Origin of the sequence: Aeromicrobium camelliae, assembly GCF_003850045.1 — a bacterium.
GTDB classification, from domain to species: Bacteria; Actinomycetota; Actinomycetes; order Propionibacteriales; family Nocardioidaceae; genus Aeromicrobium; species Aeromicrobium camelliae.
Genome location: NZ_RQJX01000023.1, coordinates 24,191 through 37,860 on the forward strand (window position 1 = coordinate 24,191; position 13,670 = coordinate 37,860).

At 69.7% G+C, this 13,670-nt stretch carries 16 protein-coding genes and 1 tRNA gene; 7 read left to right on the plus strand and 10 right to left on the minus strand.

Features of this window, described 5'->3' with window-relative positions; genetic code table 11:
* Positions 1-29: 29 nt before the first annotated feature.
* Positions 30-1,319 (plus strand): glycosyltransferase family 2 protein, encoded by a 1,290-nt coding sequence (locus EHW97_RS14025; protein ID WP_208002064.1) that lies wholly within the window; start codon positions 30-32, stop codon positions 1,317-1,319.
* Here the strand turns inward: EHW97_RS14025 and EHW97_RS14030 are convergent.
* The 6 genes from EHW97_RS14030 to EHW97_RS14050 form a co-directional block, all read right to left on the minus strand.
* Positions 1,296-3,908 carry a LuxR C-terminal-related transcriptional regulator gene (locus tag EHW97_RS14030; protein WP_166367521.1) on the minus strand — a complete coding sequence of 871 codons (2,613 nt, stop codon included), beginning with the start codon at positions 3,906-3,908 and terminating at the stop codon, positions 1,296-1,298. The two genes, EHW97_RS14025 and EHW97_RS14030, sit on opposite strands and share 24 nt — an antisense overlap.
* Before the next feature lie 213 nt (positions 3,909-4,121).
* Complete coding sequence (locus tag EHW97_RS14035; RefSeq protein ID WP_124237798.1) at positions 4,122-4,436, minus strand: DMT family transporter; 315 nt, start codon at positions 4,434-4,436, stop codon at positions 4,122-4,124.
* Positions 4,433-4,768 (minus strand): DMT family transporter, encoded by a 336-nt coding sequence (locus EHW97_RS14040; protein WP_124237799.1) that lies wholly within the window; start codon positions 4,766-4,768, stop codon positions 4,433-4,435. Before EHW97_RS14040 ends, EHW97_RS14035 begins: the two co-directional genes overlap by 4 nt.
* A gap of 96 nt (positions 4,769-4,864) precedes the next feature.
* Positions 4,865-5,407: a dihydrofolate reductase family protein gene (locus EHW97_RS14045; protein ID WP_124237800.1), complete on the minus strand. Its 543-nt coding sequence runs from the start codon at positions 5,405-5,407 to the stop codon at positions 4,865-4,867.
* The gene (locus tag EHW97_RS15405; protein ID WP_166367522.1) at positions 5,404-5,580 is read right to left on the minus strand and encodes a hypothetical protein; all 177 of its coding nucleotides are present in this window, start codon (positions 5,578-5,580) and stop codon (positions 5,404-5,406) included. Before EHW97_RS15405 ends, EHW97_RS14045 begins: the two co-directional genes overlap by 4 nt.
* Position 5,581: 1 nt before the next feature.
* Positions 5,582-6,190, minus strand: coding sequence for a dihydrofolate reductase family protein (locus tag EHW97_RS14050; protein WP_124237801.1), 609 nt, complete (start codon positions 6,188-6,190; stop codon positions 5,582-5,584).
* Between the two features lie 87 nt (positions 6,191-6,277).
* Here EHW97_RS14050 and EHW97_RS14055 point away from each other — a divergent pair, with 87 nt between their 5' ends.
* A complete protein-coding gene (locus EHW97_RS14055) occupies positions 6,278-6,787 on the plus strand; it encodes a winged helix-turn-helix transcriptional regulator (protein WP_124237802.1) in 510 nt (169 codons plus the stop codon).
* On the opposite strand, the gene EHW97_RS14060 is transcribed toward EHW97_RS14055, so the two are convergent.
* From EHW97_RS14060 to EHW97_RS14070, 3 genes are read right to left on the minus strand one after another with little or no spacing between them, the layout of a single operon-like run.
* Entirely contained in the window at positions 6,776-7,693 is a 918-nt protein-coding gene (locus EHW97_RS14060; RefSeq protein WP_124237803.1) for a pyridoxal-phosphate dependent enzyme, read from the minus strand. The genes EHW97_RS14055 and EHW97_RS14060 overlap by 12 nt on opposite strands.
* A 28-nt stretch (positions 7,694-7,721) precedes the next feature.
* The gene (locus EHW97_RS14065; protein ID WP_124237804.1) at positions 7,722-7,829 is read right to left on the minus strand and encodes a methionine/alanine import family NSS transporter small subunit; all 108 of its coding nucleotides are present in this window, start codon (positions 7,827-7,829) and stop codon (positions 7,722-7,724) included.
* Positions 7,829-9,409, minus strand: coding sequence for a sodium-dependent transporter (locus tag EHW97_RS14070; protein ID WP_124237805.1), 1,581 nt, complete (start codon positions 9,407-9,409; stop codon positions 7,829-7,831). Before EHW97_RS14070 ends, EHW97_RS14065 begins: the two co-directional genes overlap by 1 nt.
* A gap of 171 nt (positions 9,410-9,580) precedes the next feature.
* Between EHW97_RS14070 and EHW97_RS14075 the strand changes: the two genes are divergently transcribed.
* Positions 9,581-10,189, plus strand: coding sequence for a DUF2975 domain-containing protein (locus tag EHW97_RS14075; RefSeq protein ID WP_124237806.1), 609 nt, complete (start codon positions 9,581-9,583; stop codon positions 10,187-10,189).
* Positions 10,189-10,437: a helix-turn-helix domain-containing protein gene (locus EHW97_RS14080; protein ID WP_124237807.1), complete on the plus strand. Its 249-nt coding sequence runs from the start codon at positions 10,189-10,191 to the stop codon at positions 10,435-10,437. The genes EHW97_RS14075 and EHW97_RS14080 overlap by 1 nt, the downstream gene beginning before the upstream one ends.
* Here EHW97_RS14080 and EHW97_RS14085 read toward each other — a convergent pair.
* The gene (locus EHW97_RS14085; protein WP_243696464.1) at positions 10,403-11,611 is read right to left on the minus strand and encodes an MFS transporter; all 1,209 of its coding nucleotides are present in this window, start codon (positions 11,609-11,611) and stop codon (positions 10,403-10,405) included. The genes EHW97_RS14080 and EHW97_RS14085 overlap by 35 nt on opposite strands.
* A 60-nt stretch (positions 11,612-11,671) precedes the next feature.
* Here EHW97_RS14085 and EHW97_RS14090 point away from each other — a divergent pair, with 60 nt between their 5' ends.
* From EHW97_RS14090 to EHW97_RS14100, 3 genes are all read left to right on the plus strand, one after another.
* On the plus strand, positions 11,672-12,598 hold the full coding sequence (locus tag EHW97_RS14090; protein WP_124237809.1) for a Ppx/GppA phosphatase family protein: 927 nt from the start codon (positions 11,672-11,674) through the stop codon (positions 12,596-12,598).
* Positions 12,599-12,603: 5 nt separating this feature from the next.
* Positions 12,604-13,503 (plus strand): 2-hydroxyacid dehydrogenase, encoded by a 900-nt coding sequence (locus tag EHW97_RS14095; protein WP_243696466.1) that lies wholly within the window; start codon positions 12,604-12,606, stop codon positions 13,501-13,503.
* An 8-nt stretch (positions 13,504-13,511) separates the two neighbouring features.
* A tRNA-Leu gene (locus EHW97_RS14100) sits at positions 13,512-13,584 on the plus strand.
* The last annotated feature ends 86 nt before the right edge of the window (positions 13,585-13,670 follow it).

The window sequence follows — 13,670 nt, forward strand, 5'->3', positions numbered from 1 at the left end:
GGCCCTGATCTCCGACGAACGGACGACCGATGAGCGACATGGCGACGATCCTGGCGGCCGCCCTCCTCCTGCTCGGCCTCAGCACAGCGTGTTGGGCCGGCGTCGGGGGCATCCGGCGCGTCCTGCGGCTCCTGAGACGTGACACGCTTTCCAGCTCCAGGATCTCGACTGGTGAGGTCGCCGTCCTCATGGCCGCGCACAACGAGGAGGCTGTGATCGATGCGACGTTGGCCGCGGTGGAGGAGCTGGTCCCGGCGTCACAGGTCTTCGTGGTGTCGGACGCCTCGAATGACCGGACCGCCGAGCTCGTGCGGGCTCACGGCGCGAACGTGCTCGATCTGCATCCCGGCCGCGGGAAGGCAGGAGCGCTGGTCGCCGGGCTCGACCATTTCGGGCTGACCCGCCGTTTCGGCGTGATCATGATCCTCGACGCCGACACCGTTCCGGCGCCCGACTACCTGACGACCGGCCTCCCGCTGTTCGACGATCCGTCCGTCGCCGCCGTCGCGGGCCGGGCGAGCACCCGGTGGTCGTCCTCGCGCGGGTGGATGAGCCGTGTGCTGATCGCGCATCGAGAACGCGTCTACGTCCTCTTCCAGACACTCCTCAAGTACGGTCAGGCGGCGCCGCGTGCCAACGCGGTGGCGATCGTCCCGGGATTCGCCAGCATGTACCGCGCCGACGTGCTCGAGCGGCTCGACATCGCCGCGCCCGGGCTCGCGATCGAGGACTACAACATGACGTTCGAGATTCACGCCAAGGAACTGGGCCGGGTCGCCTTCGAGCCCAGTGCGGCGCGCGCCATGACGCAGGACCCGGACACGATCGGCGATTACGTGCGGCAAGTCGGTCGGTGGAACCTCGGGTTCTGGCAGACGCTGCGTCGTCACCGGCCCCGGTGGGGCCTCTTCTGGGCGGCCGTCTCGCTCTTCGCGGCCGAGGTCGTTCTCAGCAGCGTGCTGGTGATCGTGATCGCGGTGGCGTCGGTGCTGACGACCACGGTCGCGTTGGCGCGAACCGTGGCGGGTGAGCCGTGGCGGTGGGACCCTTCACCGGCGGGGGCGCCGCTGGCGGCGGCACTGCTCGGGGTGCTGGTGGTCGACGCTGTGGCCACGATCTACGTCGCGGCGCTCGTGCGCCGCCCGAGCATGGTGCTCCTCGCCCCGGTCTTCCCGCTCGTGCGGGTCCTCGACGCAGCGCTCTGTCTGCGGGCGCTCGTCCATGCCACGACGCGCCGCTCGACGGGCGTGTGGAGCAGCCCGGCTCGCAGGATCGAACCGGTTCCGGCGGACCGCTCAGGCGGCGTCGTCGCTGAGTAGGGCGATGAGTTCGGCTCTCGAGGCGATACCGAGACGGCGGTAGATCTGCGTCAGCCGCAGTTCGACGGTGCGCAGCGACAGGTAGAGTCGCTCGGCGATCTCGCGGTTGCGCAGGCCTGCTTGGACGAAGCGCACGATCTCCTGTTCGCGGGGAGTGAGCCGTTCCAACACGGCCGGCGTCGAGGGCCGTGCGGGCGTCCGGACCGTGGCCTGACGCGTGTGCGCCGCCCAACCCACTGCACCGAGGGTGTCGAAGACGGTGGCGGCGGTCGTGGCCGTCCGGTGCGCTTCAGCAGCATGGCCGGCGGCCTCCTGCTGGGCGGCCAGGCACCGAAGGGTGCGCGCTCCCTCGTAGCTCAGCAACTCCCCCTCGTCGAGGGACCGGACGAGCGCGGTCAGCTGGCGGACCGATTCGGGGACGGGGGCCACGAGAGCGCGGCTCCTCGCGAGCACGAGCGCAGCCCAGCGACTGGACCTGCCCCGCATGCGGGATGCGAAGCTCTCCACCGCGCGCCGGCCCTCACCGGCGCAGTCGGCCCGGACGCAAGCCTCGACGTAGTCACCCCACTGTCGTAGGAGGCCCGGGTAGGGGAAGTCGCGCGTGAGGACCGAGACTGCCCGCAGGTCGCTGAGGGCCGCATCGACATCGTCGGCCATCAGTTGGACGACACCACGCAGCGCGAGCGCCCGGGCATGGTGTGCCGCGGCTCCGCCCTGGGAGGCCAGCTCCAGGGAGTACCCCGCCATCGCGATCGCTTCCTCGATCTCACCCAGGGAGTAGTGGCGCCACGCTTCGGTCCAGGTGCTGGTCGAGGTCTCCCGCGAAATCCAAGGAGCGTCCCCCGACCACGCATCGATCGCGCGTCGGGCCGCGTGGAAGTCGCCGCCGGCGATCTCGTTCATCAACGAGGCGTAGTGCGCGAACGCAACCCACGCGCGGTCCTGCATCGCGGGGTGGCGGAGTGCGACCTCGAACAGTCGCCGGGCGTCGGCGTGGTTCTCACGCAGCGACAGCAGCCGCCCGCGCACGATGAGCTCCTCGACGGTGCACTCCGACGTGGTCAGGGGCAATGGTGTCGCGCCGGGCTTGCCCTCGACGGCATCGGCGATGCGCGCCAGCTCGTCGAGTAGCCGGTCGCCGAGCGTGCCGGGGGAGCGACCGAAGGCACGGGCCCGCTCGATGGACTCTCGCGCCGCCTCCGGCTCCCAGCGTTCCAGGTGAGCGGCGGCGACGATGCTCTCGAGCATCATGACCTCGTCCCGGTGTCGCCTGCCGTGGAGCGTCGCCAGGGCCTCGTCCTCGGCGTCGAACAGTCGCTCACCGGTGCTGAGCGCGCCGACGGACTGGACGGCAGCCAGACGCAGTTGGTTCTCGGCGCCGCTGCGCACGGCTATCGCCCACTTGCCGTAACGGCTCGCCAGCGCTGTCTCACCGGCGCATTGGAGCGACCAGCACAGGTCGACGACGGCCGACGGATACGGGACGGTGAGCGGCCACCGGGAGAAGGCTCGTTCCGCCATCTCGGCCGCGGCAGGAAGATGTCCCTCGTGCACGGCCCGCGTCGCGGCCACGAACAACGTCTCGGCCACGTCGGCGTCCGTGGTGAGGAAACTCCGATACCAGGCGCTCAGCTCAGGGAAATCGGGGCTCACCGCGTCGGCGAGGGCCGCGCGCCGTTCGCGCCACTGCCGCTTGCCGGCCTGCTGGAGCGTCGCGGAGCGCAATTGCTGGTCGTGGAGGTACAGGTAGGGGCCGTGCGCCCGGAGGATGGTGGCGTCGAGCAACTCGGCGATGGCCCCATCAGCGTCCGCATGGAGGGCCGCGAGGGTGCCGCGATGCGTCAGCGGACTCAGCGCGATGTCGAGGAGGAGAGCCTGCTCGCTCTCCGATGAAGGCGTGAAGGAGTGGGTGATATCGGTGGATGTCAACGGCAAGTTGAGCGGCGTGGCGCCCCATCGCTGCTGTTCGCAGAGGTCAGCCACGGCGCGCAACCAGGCGGCGGGTTCGCGGGTCGAATACGCGAGGAGGAGCCGCAACGTGGTCGACTCGGCATCGGGATATCGTTCCTTCGCCAGCCGTTCGGCCTCCACGTCGCTGAACTCGCCCAGTCGAAGTTGGTTGAGCGAGCCGAATCCGCGGGGTGGTTGGGTCGCGGTGGCGATCACGCGGACGTTCGTCCCGGCCAGCCGGGGGAGCAGGGTCGCGAGAATGAGCGAGCTCTGACGGTCGAACAGGTCCACGTCGTCGATCAGGACCAACGTGGGCGGGAGTTGCATCCCCGCGATGAGGTCGCGAAGGTCGTGCGCGGCGGCGTAGAGCCCGGCGTCGTCGTCGCGTCGGACTTCGAAGTGGCGGAGCAGTTCGTGCATCATCGCCGGATGGAGCATGCCCAAGAAGGATGACAGCCCCGACAGGTCGAACTGCTGCTCATCCTCTAGTGTCCTCAGAATCGGGGCGTCCTCGCGGCGAGCGAGCTGTTCGAGCACGTAGGTCTTACCCAGGCCGGACGCGCCGACGACGAGGAGCGGTGAGTCTGCCCCCGAGGCGAGATAGCGCGACAGGAAGGGCACAGCCGCAGCGGCGCTCATTCGCGGGACCTCGTGTCCCGGCGCATCCCCCCTCAGTCTGCTTCGCTGCAGCATGCGGGCCCCTTACGCTCTACCCCTCCATCCCGGTGATATCAACGATTGGGCGACGAGGCGAACGGAAGCCCGTCGAATCATCCGAAGGGACCACGGCTCCTCCGGACGGACCCCTTCCATCATGACCCGAACGGACGGGGGTGTCACGCTTCGCGCGGATCAGCCGAGCTCGACGAGCAGCACGCCGACGGCGATCACCGCGATGCCGGCCATCATGCGGCGGGTGAGGGGGTCGCCCCAGAAAGCGCGGGCGAGCACGGCGACCGCGGCGATGCCCGTCGCGGTCCACACGCCGTAGGCGACGCCGACCTTCATTCCCTCCGCCAGCGCCCGGGCCAGGCTCGTGAACGCGATCGCGTAGCCCGCGAGGATCGGAAGGATCCAGGCGGGACGGCGAAGCCCTTCACTAGCGCGCAGGCTCAACGTCGCCACGACTTCCGCGGCGATGGCGAGGCTGAGCCAGGCCCAGCTCACGAGGCCGCCTCACCATGACGCGACCCCGTCTCCACGAGGACCACGCCGACGATGATCAGCACGAGGCCGGCGATGGCCGGCGGGCTGAGGACCTCGCCGAAGATCGCCGCGCCGAGGACGGCAGTGAGGGCCACCCCGGTCGCTCCCCAGATGCCGTAGGCCACCCCGATCGGCAGGTGCTCTCGCAGTGCGAGAGCCAACACGGTGAAGGCGGCGAGGTAACCGGCGACGACGAGAGCGATCCAGGCGGAGTGATCGATGCTCGCGCGCAACGCCATCGTGGCGACGACCTCGGCGGCGATCGCGCAGGCGAGCAGGAACCACTTCTTCATCGGCGCAAGTCCGTCGAAATCCTCGGTGACTCCGTCGTCGAAGCGGGCAGATCCAGGAGGCGCACGTGGGCACCCTACCCGCGGTCTTCAGTGCGATCAGGACCCGACCCGGAACCATAGAGCGGCCGCGCTCGGGGTCATCGCCTCACGGATCCGGTCCAACGCGTACGGGCGCCGCGTGCCCTCCAGCAATCGGGTCCCGCCGCCGAGCAAGACCGGGACGATGAACACGAGGACCTCGTCGAGAACGCCCTCGTCCAGGCACTGCCGCGCGACGTCGGCGCCGAGGACGTTCACCAGACCGTCCGGCCCGGCAGCGGTGCGGGCCGCGTCCACGGCCTCGGCCAAGGTGCCGGCGACGACGACATCGGCGGGTGGGCCGGACAGCGGCCGACGTGTGAGTACGACCTGCGTGCCCTTCCATCGGCCCTCGAACGCTCCCTCGTGCTCCGGGTCGCCGGCGTTCGGATCGTCGCCGTCGTAGGTGCGGCGGCCCGAGACGATGACGTCGACTTGCGGCACGAGTTCGTCGATGAGCGGGTCCGGTCGCAGATACGGCTTCAGCCAACTCATGTCCCCGTCGCGGCCGGCGATGTATCCGTCGAGCGACATCGAGGCGGAGTACAGGAAGGTCGTCATCGCGCCACCAGCGGTCGCATCTCGACCGACCCGTCGTTCCAGCGCGGCATGCGCCCCGCGACCGTCGGGGCCGCGAGGTGGTCCGGCGTACCGGGGTCGTCCTCCGGTGGCACTCCTGCGGGGCCCGTCCCGGGGATATAGCGCCGAATCAGCAGGTGGGTCGGTGTCGGCATGTCAGTTCTCCTCAGCCGCGGCGCGGCGATACGTCAGATGGGTGACGAGCCGTGACGCGCGGCTCGCGACGGGGGAGAGGGCCATCGTTCCCACGCCGTCGAACAGACGCTCGCCCGTGCCGAGCGTGACGGGAGCGATGTGGAGGCGCAACTCGTCGATGTCTCCGGAGGCCAGGTATTGGTTGATGGTGGATGCTCCGCCGGCGATCGCCACGTCCGTGCCGCCTGCGGCCTCGCGAGCCAAACGAAGCGCATGAGCCGAGCCCTCCGTCACGAAGGTGAAGCTGGTTCCGCCTTCCATCGTGATCGGCGGCCGCGGGTGGTGGGTGAGGACGAACACGGGTGCGTGGTACGGCGGTTCCGGCCCCCACCAGCCGGCCCAGGCCTCGTCGGACCAGGGGCCGCGGACGGGCCCGAACATGTTGCGTCCCATGATGAATGCGCCGGCCGCGACGATCGCGGCGAGCTCGTCGGGGTTGTCCTCGGCTCCCTCGAACTGCCAGCGGTGCAGCAGTTCGCCATCGCGCCCGAGCGGTTGCTCCTGACTCTGCCCGGGGCCGGCGACGAACCCGTCGAGCGAGACCGTGACGTCGCACACCACCTGACTCATGACATCCCTCCCAACCGGTTGCACTCTGCATCTAGTGCTACTTCATCACAGACTGCTGGTAAACTGCAAGTGGTTTGAGGAGGTGGCATGGCGAGGTCCGCGACACTGCGGTCGGGATGCCCGATCAATCTCTCGCTGGAGGTGATCGGGGACAACTGGTCGCTACTGGTGATCCGCGACATCATGTTCGGCGGGCGGCGGCACTTCCGTGACTTGCTGACCCAGTCCGAGGAGGGGATCGCCTCCAACATCCTCAGCGACCGGCTCAAGCGGCTGACGGACGCGGGTCTCGTGACGCGGGCGCCCGACCCGGGCCACCGACAACGGCAGATCTACAGTCTCACCGAGCAGTCGATCCAGCTCGTTCCGGTGATCGTTCAGCTCGGGGCGTGGGGCCGGCGGTTCCTGCCGGTCAGTCCTGAACTCAGCATCCGGGCCCAGCTGCTCGAGGACGGCGGGCCGGAGTTGTGGGACGCGTTCATGGACGAGTTGCGGGCGATCCATCTGGGCGCCGAGCGACCTCCCGGTCCCTCGGTGCTGGAGCGTCTTGACGAGGCGTATCGGGCCGAAGTCGAGCGCCAGGTCTCAGCCGGCTGAGGCGAGGAGATCCGCCGCGGTCGTCGTCGCACCGCCGCACACCACCACCGTGACGCGCCGGGCATCGTCGAGTTCGGGAAAGGCGTCGTAGGCGACCGCCAGGCTCGCGCCGCAGGCCGGCTCGACGACCATACGGTGATCGTCGAGGAACCGGCGGGATGCGCGCAACGCCGCCGCATCGTCGACGACCACGCTGCGCACGGGATGCTCGCGGGCGAGGTCGAAGGCGCGGTCCGCGACGCGGCGCGCGCCGAGGGTCGTGGCGATGCTCGTGATGGCCGGCAAGGTCACCACGGTGCCCAGGGCGAGCGACTGCGCGAGGGAGTCGGCCCCCGCGGTCTCCACGGCGATGACCGGGACGTCGGCCCATCCGTTGCGGCGCAGTCCCTCGACCACCCCCGCCAGCAGGCCGCCGCCGCCCACCGAGAGCACGACCGCGTCGGGGGCGGGGCCGTCAGCGGCCAGTTCGTCGACGAGGGTGGCGTGACCGGCCCACAGCAGCGGATCGTCGAAGGGATGCAGGAGCACCGCATCGGCCGGCTCGGCCAGGTGCAGCGCGTGCTCGTTCGCCTCGCTCCACGAGGCGCCGTGCACGACGACCGCCGCCCCCTCCGCCGCGATGAGCTCGCGAGCCCGGGCGGAGGTCGTCTCGGGTACGACGACCGTGACAGGGACGCCGAGGCGCCGTCCGGCGTACGCCGCGGCGAGTCCTGCATTGCCTCCCGAGGAGGAGACGAGGTGCCGGGCACCGCGAGCGACGTACGCGGCGCAGGCCGCGCCGACTCCGCGGTTCTTGAAAGAACCGCTCGGCTGCAGGCACTCGAGCTTCAGTTCGACGTCGCGCCCGGCCGCCGCGCTCAGGGGTGCCGACGCGATGAGGGGTGTGGGGCGGTACAGGGCGGTCATCGCCGCCGACTGTACCGCCCCGACTCACTCAATCGTCGAGCTCGGGATGGTGCCGCAGGCGAGCGATGCTCCACGCGAGTCCGCCCCAGAAGATGGCGATCGCGAGGATCATGACGATGATCGCGGTCGGGGTCATCAGCTGCTCCTTCCGTTGCCCTCGGTCCGGACGCGCTCTCGTGCCGCGGAGACGTCGCGGGCGAGCGCCTCGACGTCATCGGGTGCGAAGTTCTCGGCGTCGGGCCGGCGGTACCGCTGGAAGCTGAGCGCGACCGAGACGATCGCGACGACGCCGATGAGCCCCCATCCGGCGACGAGCAGGAACCACTGCGGGAAGCCGCCATAGCCGTCCGTGATGTACGTCCAGGCTCCGGTCACGAGGACAGCCGCGAGAATCAGCGGGCTGACGTACATGACCATCGCCTTCCACAACGGGCCGACCCGCAGCGTGGCGCCGGCGTTGAGATGGTCGGCGAGGCGCGGGACCGCGCGGGCCACCCAGGCGACGAGTACCAGGGTGAGGACCGCCGAGGTCACGACGCCGATGTTGTTGATGAAGGCGTCCACGACGTCGAGCGTGTTGATGCCGGTGGTCGTCGAGAAGAGGAGGATCGACGGCACGGTGGCGGCGACCCCGACCACGATGCCGGCCTTGGCCGGGCTCCAGCCGGTCTTGTCCTGGACCGCTCCCGACACGACCTGCAGGATCGACAGCAGCGATGTGAAGCCGGCGAACACCAGGCTGAGGAAGAAGAACACGCCGATGACGGCGCCGCCGGGCATCTGCGACAGCAGCGTCGGGAACGTGACGAAGGCGAGCCCCACACCCGTGATGCCCTCGAGTTCGGCGACGGTCGTGGACTGCTGGGCGGCGAGGAAGCCCAGGGTCGCGAAGACGCCGATGCCGGCGAGGATCTCGAAGCTGCAGTTGCCGAAGGCCACGACGGTGCCCGACCCGGTGAGGTCGGCCTTGCGGCCGAGGTAGGACGAGTAGGTGAGCATGATGCCGAAGGCGATCGAGAACGAGAAGAAGATGTGCCCGTAGGCGGCGATCCACACCGCCGGATCGGCGAGCGCGGACCAGCTCGGCGTGAAGAACGCGTTGACGCCGTCGATCGCGCCGTCCAGCGTGATGGCGTAGACGACGATCGCCACGAACAGCACCACGAGCAGGGGCAGCGTCACGCGGTTGACCCGCTCGAGCCCTCGACGGATGCCCAGGCTCATCACGACGACCGTCAGCACCCACACGATCAGCAGCGGCCAGAAGACGGTGGCCACGAAGTCGAGCGAGAAGCCGGGATCGGCCGCCGACAGGTAGTCGCCGAAGAAGAACGCGTTGGCGTCGTCACCCCACGCCAGCGTCAACGAGTAGACCGCGTACGCGAGCGCCCAGGCGATCACCACGGCGTAGTAGATGGCGATGACGTAGCAGACGGCCACCTGCCACCAGCCCAGCGGCTCGAGGCGCCTGTCCGCGCGCCGGAAGGTGAGCGGCGGGGCGGCTTTGTAGCGGTGGCCGAGCGCGTAGTCGAGGTAGAGGATCGGGATGCCTGCCGTGAGGAAGGCCACCAGGTAGGGGATGAGGAAGGCGCCTCCGCCGTTCTCGTAGGCGACGCCGGGGAAGCGCCAGATGTTGCCGAGCCCGATCGCCGAGCTCACTGCTGCCACGATGAACGCCGTTCGGCCACCCCAGGCCTCGCGCTTCACCTCTGCCACTGCTCTGCTCCCTTTCGTTCGACGACCGGTGGGACGATACCGGACAGCGCTCACCCTATGAGACGGCAGTCACATCTGCCAGGCGCGCACCACGTCTCTCTCGCCCCGAGTTGACCGGCGGAACATATCGTGATTCGATAATATCGAAATTCGATATACAAGGAGGAAGTCATGGCAGGGAAGTCCCCCTTCGAGGTCTCGCGGTCGGACCTGTGGACCGTGCTCGTCATCGGCGGCGTGATCGTCGTGTCGACCCTCGTGAGTCTCGTCTCGCGGCTCATCGAGATCGTGCCCAACCGGGACGTGCCGGTCAGCGTCGACCTGATGGGCGAGCAACTGGAGCTTCCCGTCGGCCCTGGCGGTGACGCGGTGACCGGCGAGGTCTCCACCGCGACGATTCACGTCTCGGACCTGCCCGTCGCCACGTACGTCTCCGCGCTCGGTGCGGCCGTCGTCCCCGCGATCACCACGGTCGCGGTCATCGTGTGCGTCATGGTGCTGTGCCGCAATCTGATGGCGGGGCGCTTCTTCAGCCGGACCAATACGCGCCTGGTGACGTCGGTCGCGCTACTCATCGCCTTCGGCTGGCTCATCTCCTTCATCTTCTCCACCATGGCCAGCAACGGTGCGCTCGCGCTGGTCGCCGATCGTGCCCTCCTCGACTCGGTGCAGTTCCGGGTGGACTGGGTCGCGGTGCTCGCTGCGATGGGCGTCGGTGCACTCGCGTCCGCCTTCCACGCCGGGGAACGGATGCAGCGCGACACCGAGGGCCTGGTCTGATGCCTCCCGAGGACGATCTGGGCCGCATTCACTGTCGGCTCGACGAACTGCTGGCGGAGCGGGGCATGACGCTCACCCGCTTGAGCGAGTTGGTGGGCGTCACCGTGGTCAACCTGTCGGTGCTCAAGAACGACCGGGCCAAAGCCATCCGGTTCTCGACCCTGACTGCCATCTGCGACGTGCTGCGGTGCGAGGTCGGCGACCTGCTCGTCGTCACGCCACCGGGCGCAGCGCCCGGCGCGAGCTGAGCACCGCGACGGCGACGGGAATCGTCAGGAGGGCCGCCGCCGCGTTCAGCGCGCCGAACCCGAACGCCGCGACCACGAGGCCGGCGAGCAGGCCGCCGGCCGCACCGGCGAGGTTCATGCACAAGTCGCTGAATCCCTGGACGAGGGGGCGGACCTCCGGCGCGACGGTCCGCGTCAGCAGTGCGGCGCCCGCGATCACGGAGGCCGACCAGCCCAGGCCGAGCAGGATCAAGCCGGCGGTGATCTGAGCCTCAGAGTGACCGGAGGTTCCGGCGAGGACCGTGGCCGCGACGAGGATCCCCTGCCCGAGCAGGATGGTGAGTTCGGGCCCGATCCGGTCGGCGAGCCACCCCAGGACCGGGGACAGGGCGTACATGCCGGCGATGTGCAGACTGATGGTGAGTCCGATGATGTGGAGCGCCGATCCGTGACCTTGCATGTGCACGGGCGTGAGCGCCATGACCGCGACCATCACGGCGTGCGACGAGGCGACCGCGAACACGGCCACCGCGGCGCGTCCGCGGACATGCGGGAGCGCACGGCGCACGGCGCCGTGGGACGAGCCGTCGGCCCGGCGGCCGGTCCCGATGAGCGGGTCGGGGCGCAGGAACAGCCACGTCACGAGCCCGGCGAGTGCGAACGCGAGGACCGAGAACAGCATGGGCCCCGCGAGCTGGGGGATGCCGACGCGGTCGGCTACCGCGGCTCCCGGGCCGGTCAGGTTCGGCCCGGTGACCGCGCCGACCGTCGTCGACCACACGACGATAGAGATGGAACGCCCGATCCGGGCGGGCTCGGCCCGGTCGGCGGCCGCGAACCGGGACTGCAGATTGGCGGCGGTGCTCGCGCCGAACAGCAGCAGGCCGGCGAGCGCCAGCGGGAGAGACGTCAGGCTCGCTGCCGCGACGGCGCATCCGGCCCCGAGGGCCCCCAGCCACCAGCCGGCGGTGAGGGCGGGCCGGCGACCGCGGCGGGCAGCCAGCGTCGACAGCGGAACCGTGAACAGGGCGGCACCGAGGGTCAGGGCCACCGTCGCGAGGCCGGCCCACCCCTCCGACCCGCTGATGTCCTCGATGAGCAGGGCACCGATCGCGAGCCCGGCTCCGTTACCGATGCCGCCGATCACCTGAACGAGCGACAGGACGGTCACGATGCGGCGCTGGGGCGAAGTCACCAGCTCACTCTAGGGTCGGCGCGTCACGGATCGAGCGCGCCGCTCGCTAGGGTGAGGTGCATGCCCGAGCGCGTCGCTGCCATCGACTGTGGGACCAACTCCATCCGTCTGCTCGTCACCGACATCGCAGGAGACACCAAGACCGATCTGCTGCGCGAGATGCGGATCGTGCGTCTGGGGCAGGGAGTCGACCAGACCGGCCGGCTCGCCGATGAGGCGATCGAGCGCACGTTGGCGGCCACCGCGGAGTATGCGCAGTTCATCCGCGGCCTCGAGGCGTCGGCCATCCGTTTCTGTGCCACGTCGGCCGTGCGCGACGCTGCGAACGCCGACCGCTTCGCCGACGGGATCGAGCAGATCCTCGGGGTGCGGCCGGAGATCCTGAGCGGTGACGCCGAGGCGCGGGCCTCCTTCGACGGCGCAACCCGTGAGCTGGCAGGCGACCGCACCCTGCTCATCGATCTGGGCGGTGGCTCGACAGAGATCGTCGTCGGCGACCAGAGCGGCGTCAGCTTCGCGACCTCGCTCGACATCGGCAGCGTGCGCCTGACGGAGCGCTTCCTGCCCGGAGATCCGCCGTCGGTCGGCGAGATGACCGCGTGCATGGACTACGCCGACAGGGTGATCGTTCCCGCGGTCGACGGTCTCGCCGCCGCGGACACCTTCGTCGGCGTCGCCGGCACGATCACGACGATCGCGGCTCACTCGCTCGGTCTGCCGTCCTACGACTCCGAGGCGATCCACCAGGCCCGGCTGCACCTCGACGACGTGCGCGAGGCCTGCCTGTCGCTCGCCTCGATGGGCGTGGCGGACCGCCGGGCGCTGCCGTTCATGCACCCCGGCCGCGCTGACGTCATCGGCGCCGGCGCGCTGATCCTCGACCGGCTCATCGAACATCTGCCTCTGTCCACCGACACGATGGTGGTCAGCGAACACGACATCTTGGACGGCATCGCATGGGGTGCCGCCGCGACGAAGGGAGTGTGACCCGCATGCGCGTGAGCGTGCCCGACGCCGATTGGCTCGACAGCCTCAGCGACCTCGGCCTGGACCTACTCGTGTGGGACACCCAGGGCCCTCAGCCCGACGGACACCTCGATCTCGTGGTGTGGCCCTACACGCTCGAGCCGAGCGCGATGGCGAACGTCGACACGAGCCGGGTGGGTGCCATCCAGGGTCAGTCGCTCGGCTATGACGGGGTCGCCGATCACCTCCCCGCCGGCGGGGTGTTCTGCAACGCGGTGGGGGTGCACGAGGAGTCGACCGCGGAGCTCGCTGTGACGCTGGCACTGGCGTCGGCCCGGCGCCTCGATCAGTTCGGCCGACAGCAGGCCTCGTCGAGGTGGCAGAAGTCGTGGACGTCGAGCCTCGTGGACAAACGCGTGATGCTGCTCGGCGTCGGTGGCATCGGCCGCGAGGTCGCCGCTCGCCTGAGCGGCTTCGGCTGCGAGCTCATCCGCGTGGGCACCACGGCGCGCGATGACGAGCACGGGCACGTCCACGGCAGCGATGAGCTGCCTCAGCTGCTGCCGCAGGCCGAGGTCGTCATCGTCGCGGTCCCGTTGACCGAGGAGACCACCGGCCTGATCGACGACGACTTCCTGTCGGCGCTGCCCGATGACGCCATCGTCGTGAACGTCGCCCGCGGCAAGGTGGCCGACACCGATGCCGTGCTGCGCGCCGTGCCCCGCATCCGGTTCGCCAGCGACGTCTTCGATCCCGAGCCGCTCTCCGACGAGCACCCGCTGTGGTCGGCTCCCCACGTCATCATCACGCCGCACGTCGGTGGCATGACCTCGGCGATGCGCCCCCGGATCGAACGGGTCGTGCGCCGGCAGATCGAGGCGCTCGCGGCAGGCGAAGAGCCGATCAACGTCGCGGTCCGCACCTGACCGTGATCGCTCCCGTAGCCCAACGGCAGAGGCAGACGGCTTAAACCCGTCCCAGTGTGGGTTCGAATCCCACCGGGAGCACCGATGTGATGTCTCAGGACATCTGCAAGGTCCGAACCTACGGAAGTGGGTTCGGACCTTGTTGTTTTTGGGGCTGGTAGTCCCGT

Coding starts and splice junctions, on each gene's coding strand:
- EHW97_RS14025 (WP_208002064.1), top strand. CDS start 30: ATGAGCGACATGGCGACGATCCTGGCGGCCGCCCTCCTCCTGCTCGGC.
- EHW97_RS14030 (WP_166367521.1), bottom strand. CDS start 3,908: ATGAGCGCCGCTGCGGCTGTGCCCTTCCTGTCGCGCTATCTCGCCTCG.
- EHW97_RS14040 (WP_124237799.1), bottom strand. CDS start 4,768: ATGAAGAAGTGGTTCCTGCTCGCCTGCGCGATCGCCGCCGAGGTCGTC.
- EHW97_RS14045 (WP_124237800.1), bottom strand. CDS start 5,407: ATGACGACCTTCCTGTACTCCGCCTCGATGTCGCTCGACGGATACATC.
- EHW97_RS15405 (WP_166367522.1), bottom strand. CDS start 5,580: ATGCCGACACCGACCCACCTGCTGATTCGGCGCTATATCCCCGGGACG.
- EHW97_RS14050 (WP_124237801.1), bottom strand. CDS start 6,190: ATGAGTCAGGTGGTGTGCGACGTCACGGTCTCGCTCGACGGGTTCGTC.
- EHW97_RS14055 (WP_124237802.1), top strand. CDS start 6,278: ATGGCGAGGTCCGCGACACTGCGGTCGGGATGCCCGATCAATCTCTCG.
- EHW97_RS14060 (WP_124237803.1), bottom strand. CDS start 7,693: ATGACCGCCCTGTACCGCCCCACACCCCTCATCGCGTCGGCACCCCTG.
- EHW97_RS14065 (WP_124237804.1), bottom strand. CDS start 7,829: ATGACCCCGACCGCGATCATCGTCATGATCCTCGCGATCGCCATCTTC.
- EHW97_RS14075 (WP_124237806.1), top strand. CDS start 9,581: ATGGCAGGGAAGTCCCCCTTCGAGGTCTCGCGGTCGGACCTGTGGACC.
- EHW97_RS14080 (WP_124237807.1), top strand. CDS start 10,189: ATGCCTCCCGAGGACGATCTGGGCCGCATTCACTGTCGGCTCGACGAA.
- EHW97_RS14090 (WP_124237809.1), top strand. CDS start 11,672: ATGCCCGAGCGCGTCGCTGCCATCGACTGTGGGACCAACTCCATCCGT.
- EHW97_RS14095 (WP_243696466.1), top strand. CDS start 12,604: ATGCGCGTGAGCGTGCCCGACGCCGATTGGCTCGACAGCCTCAGCGAC.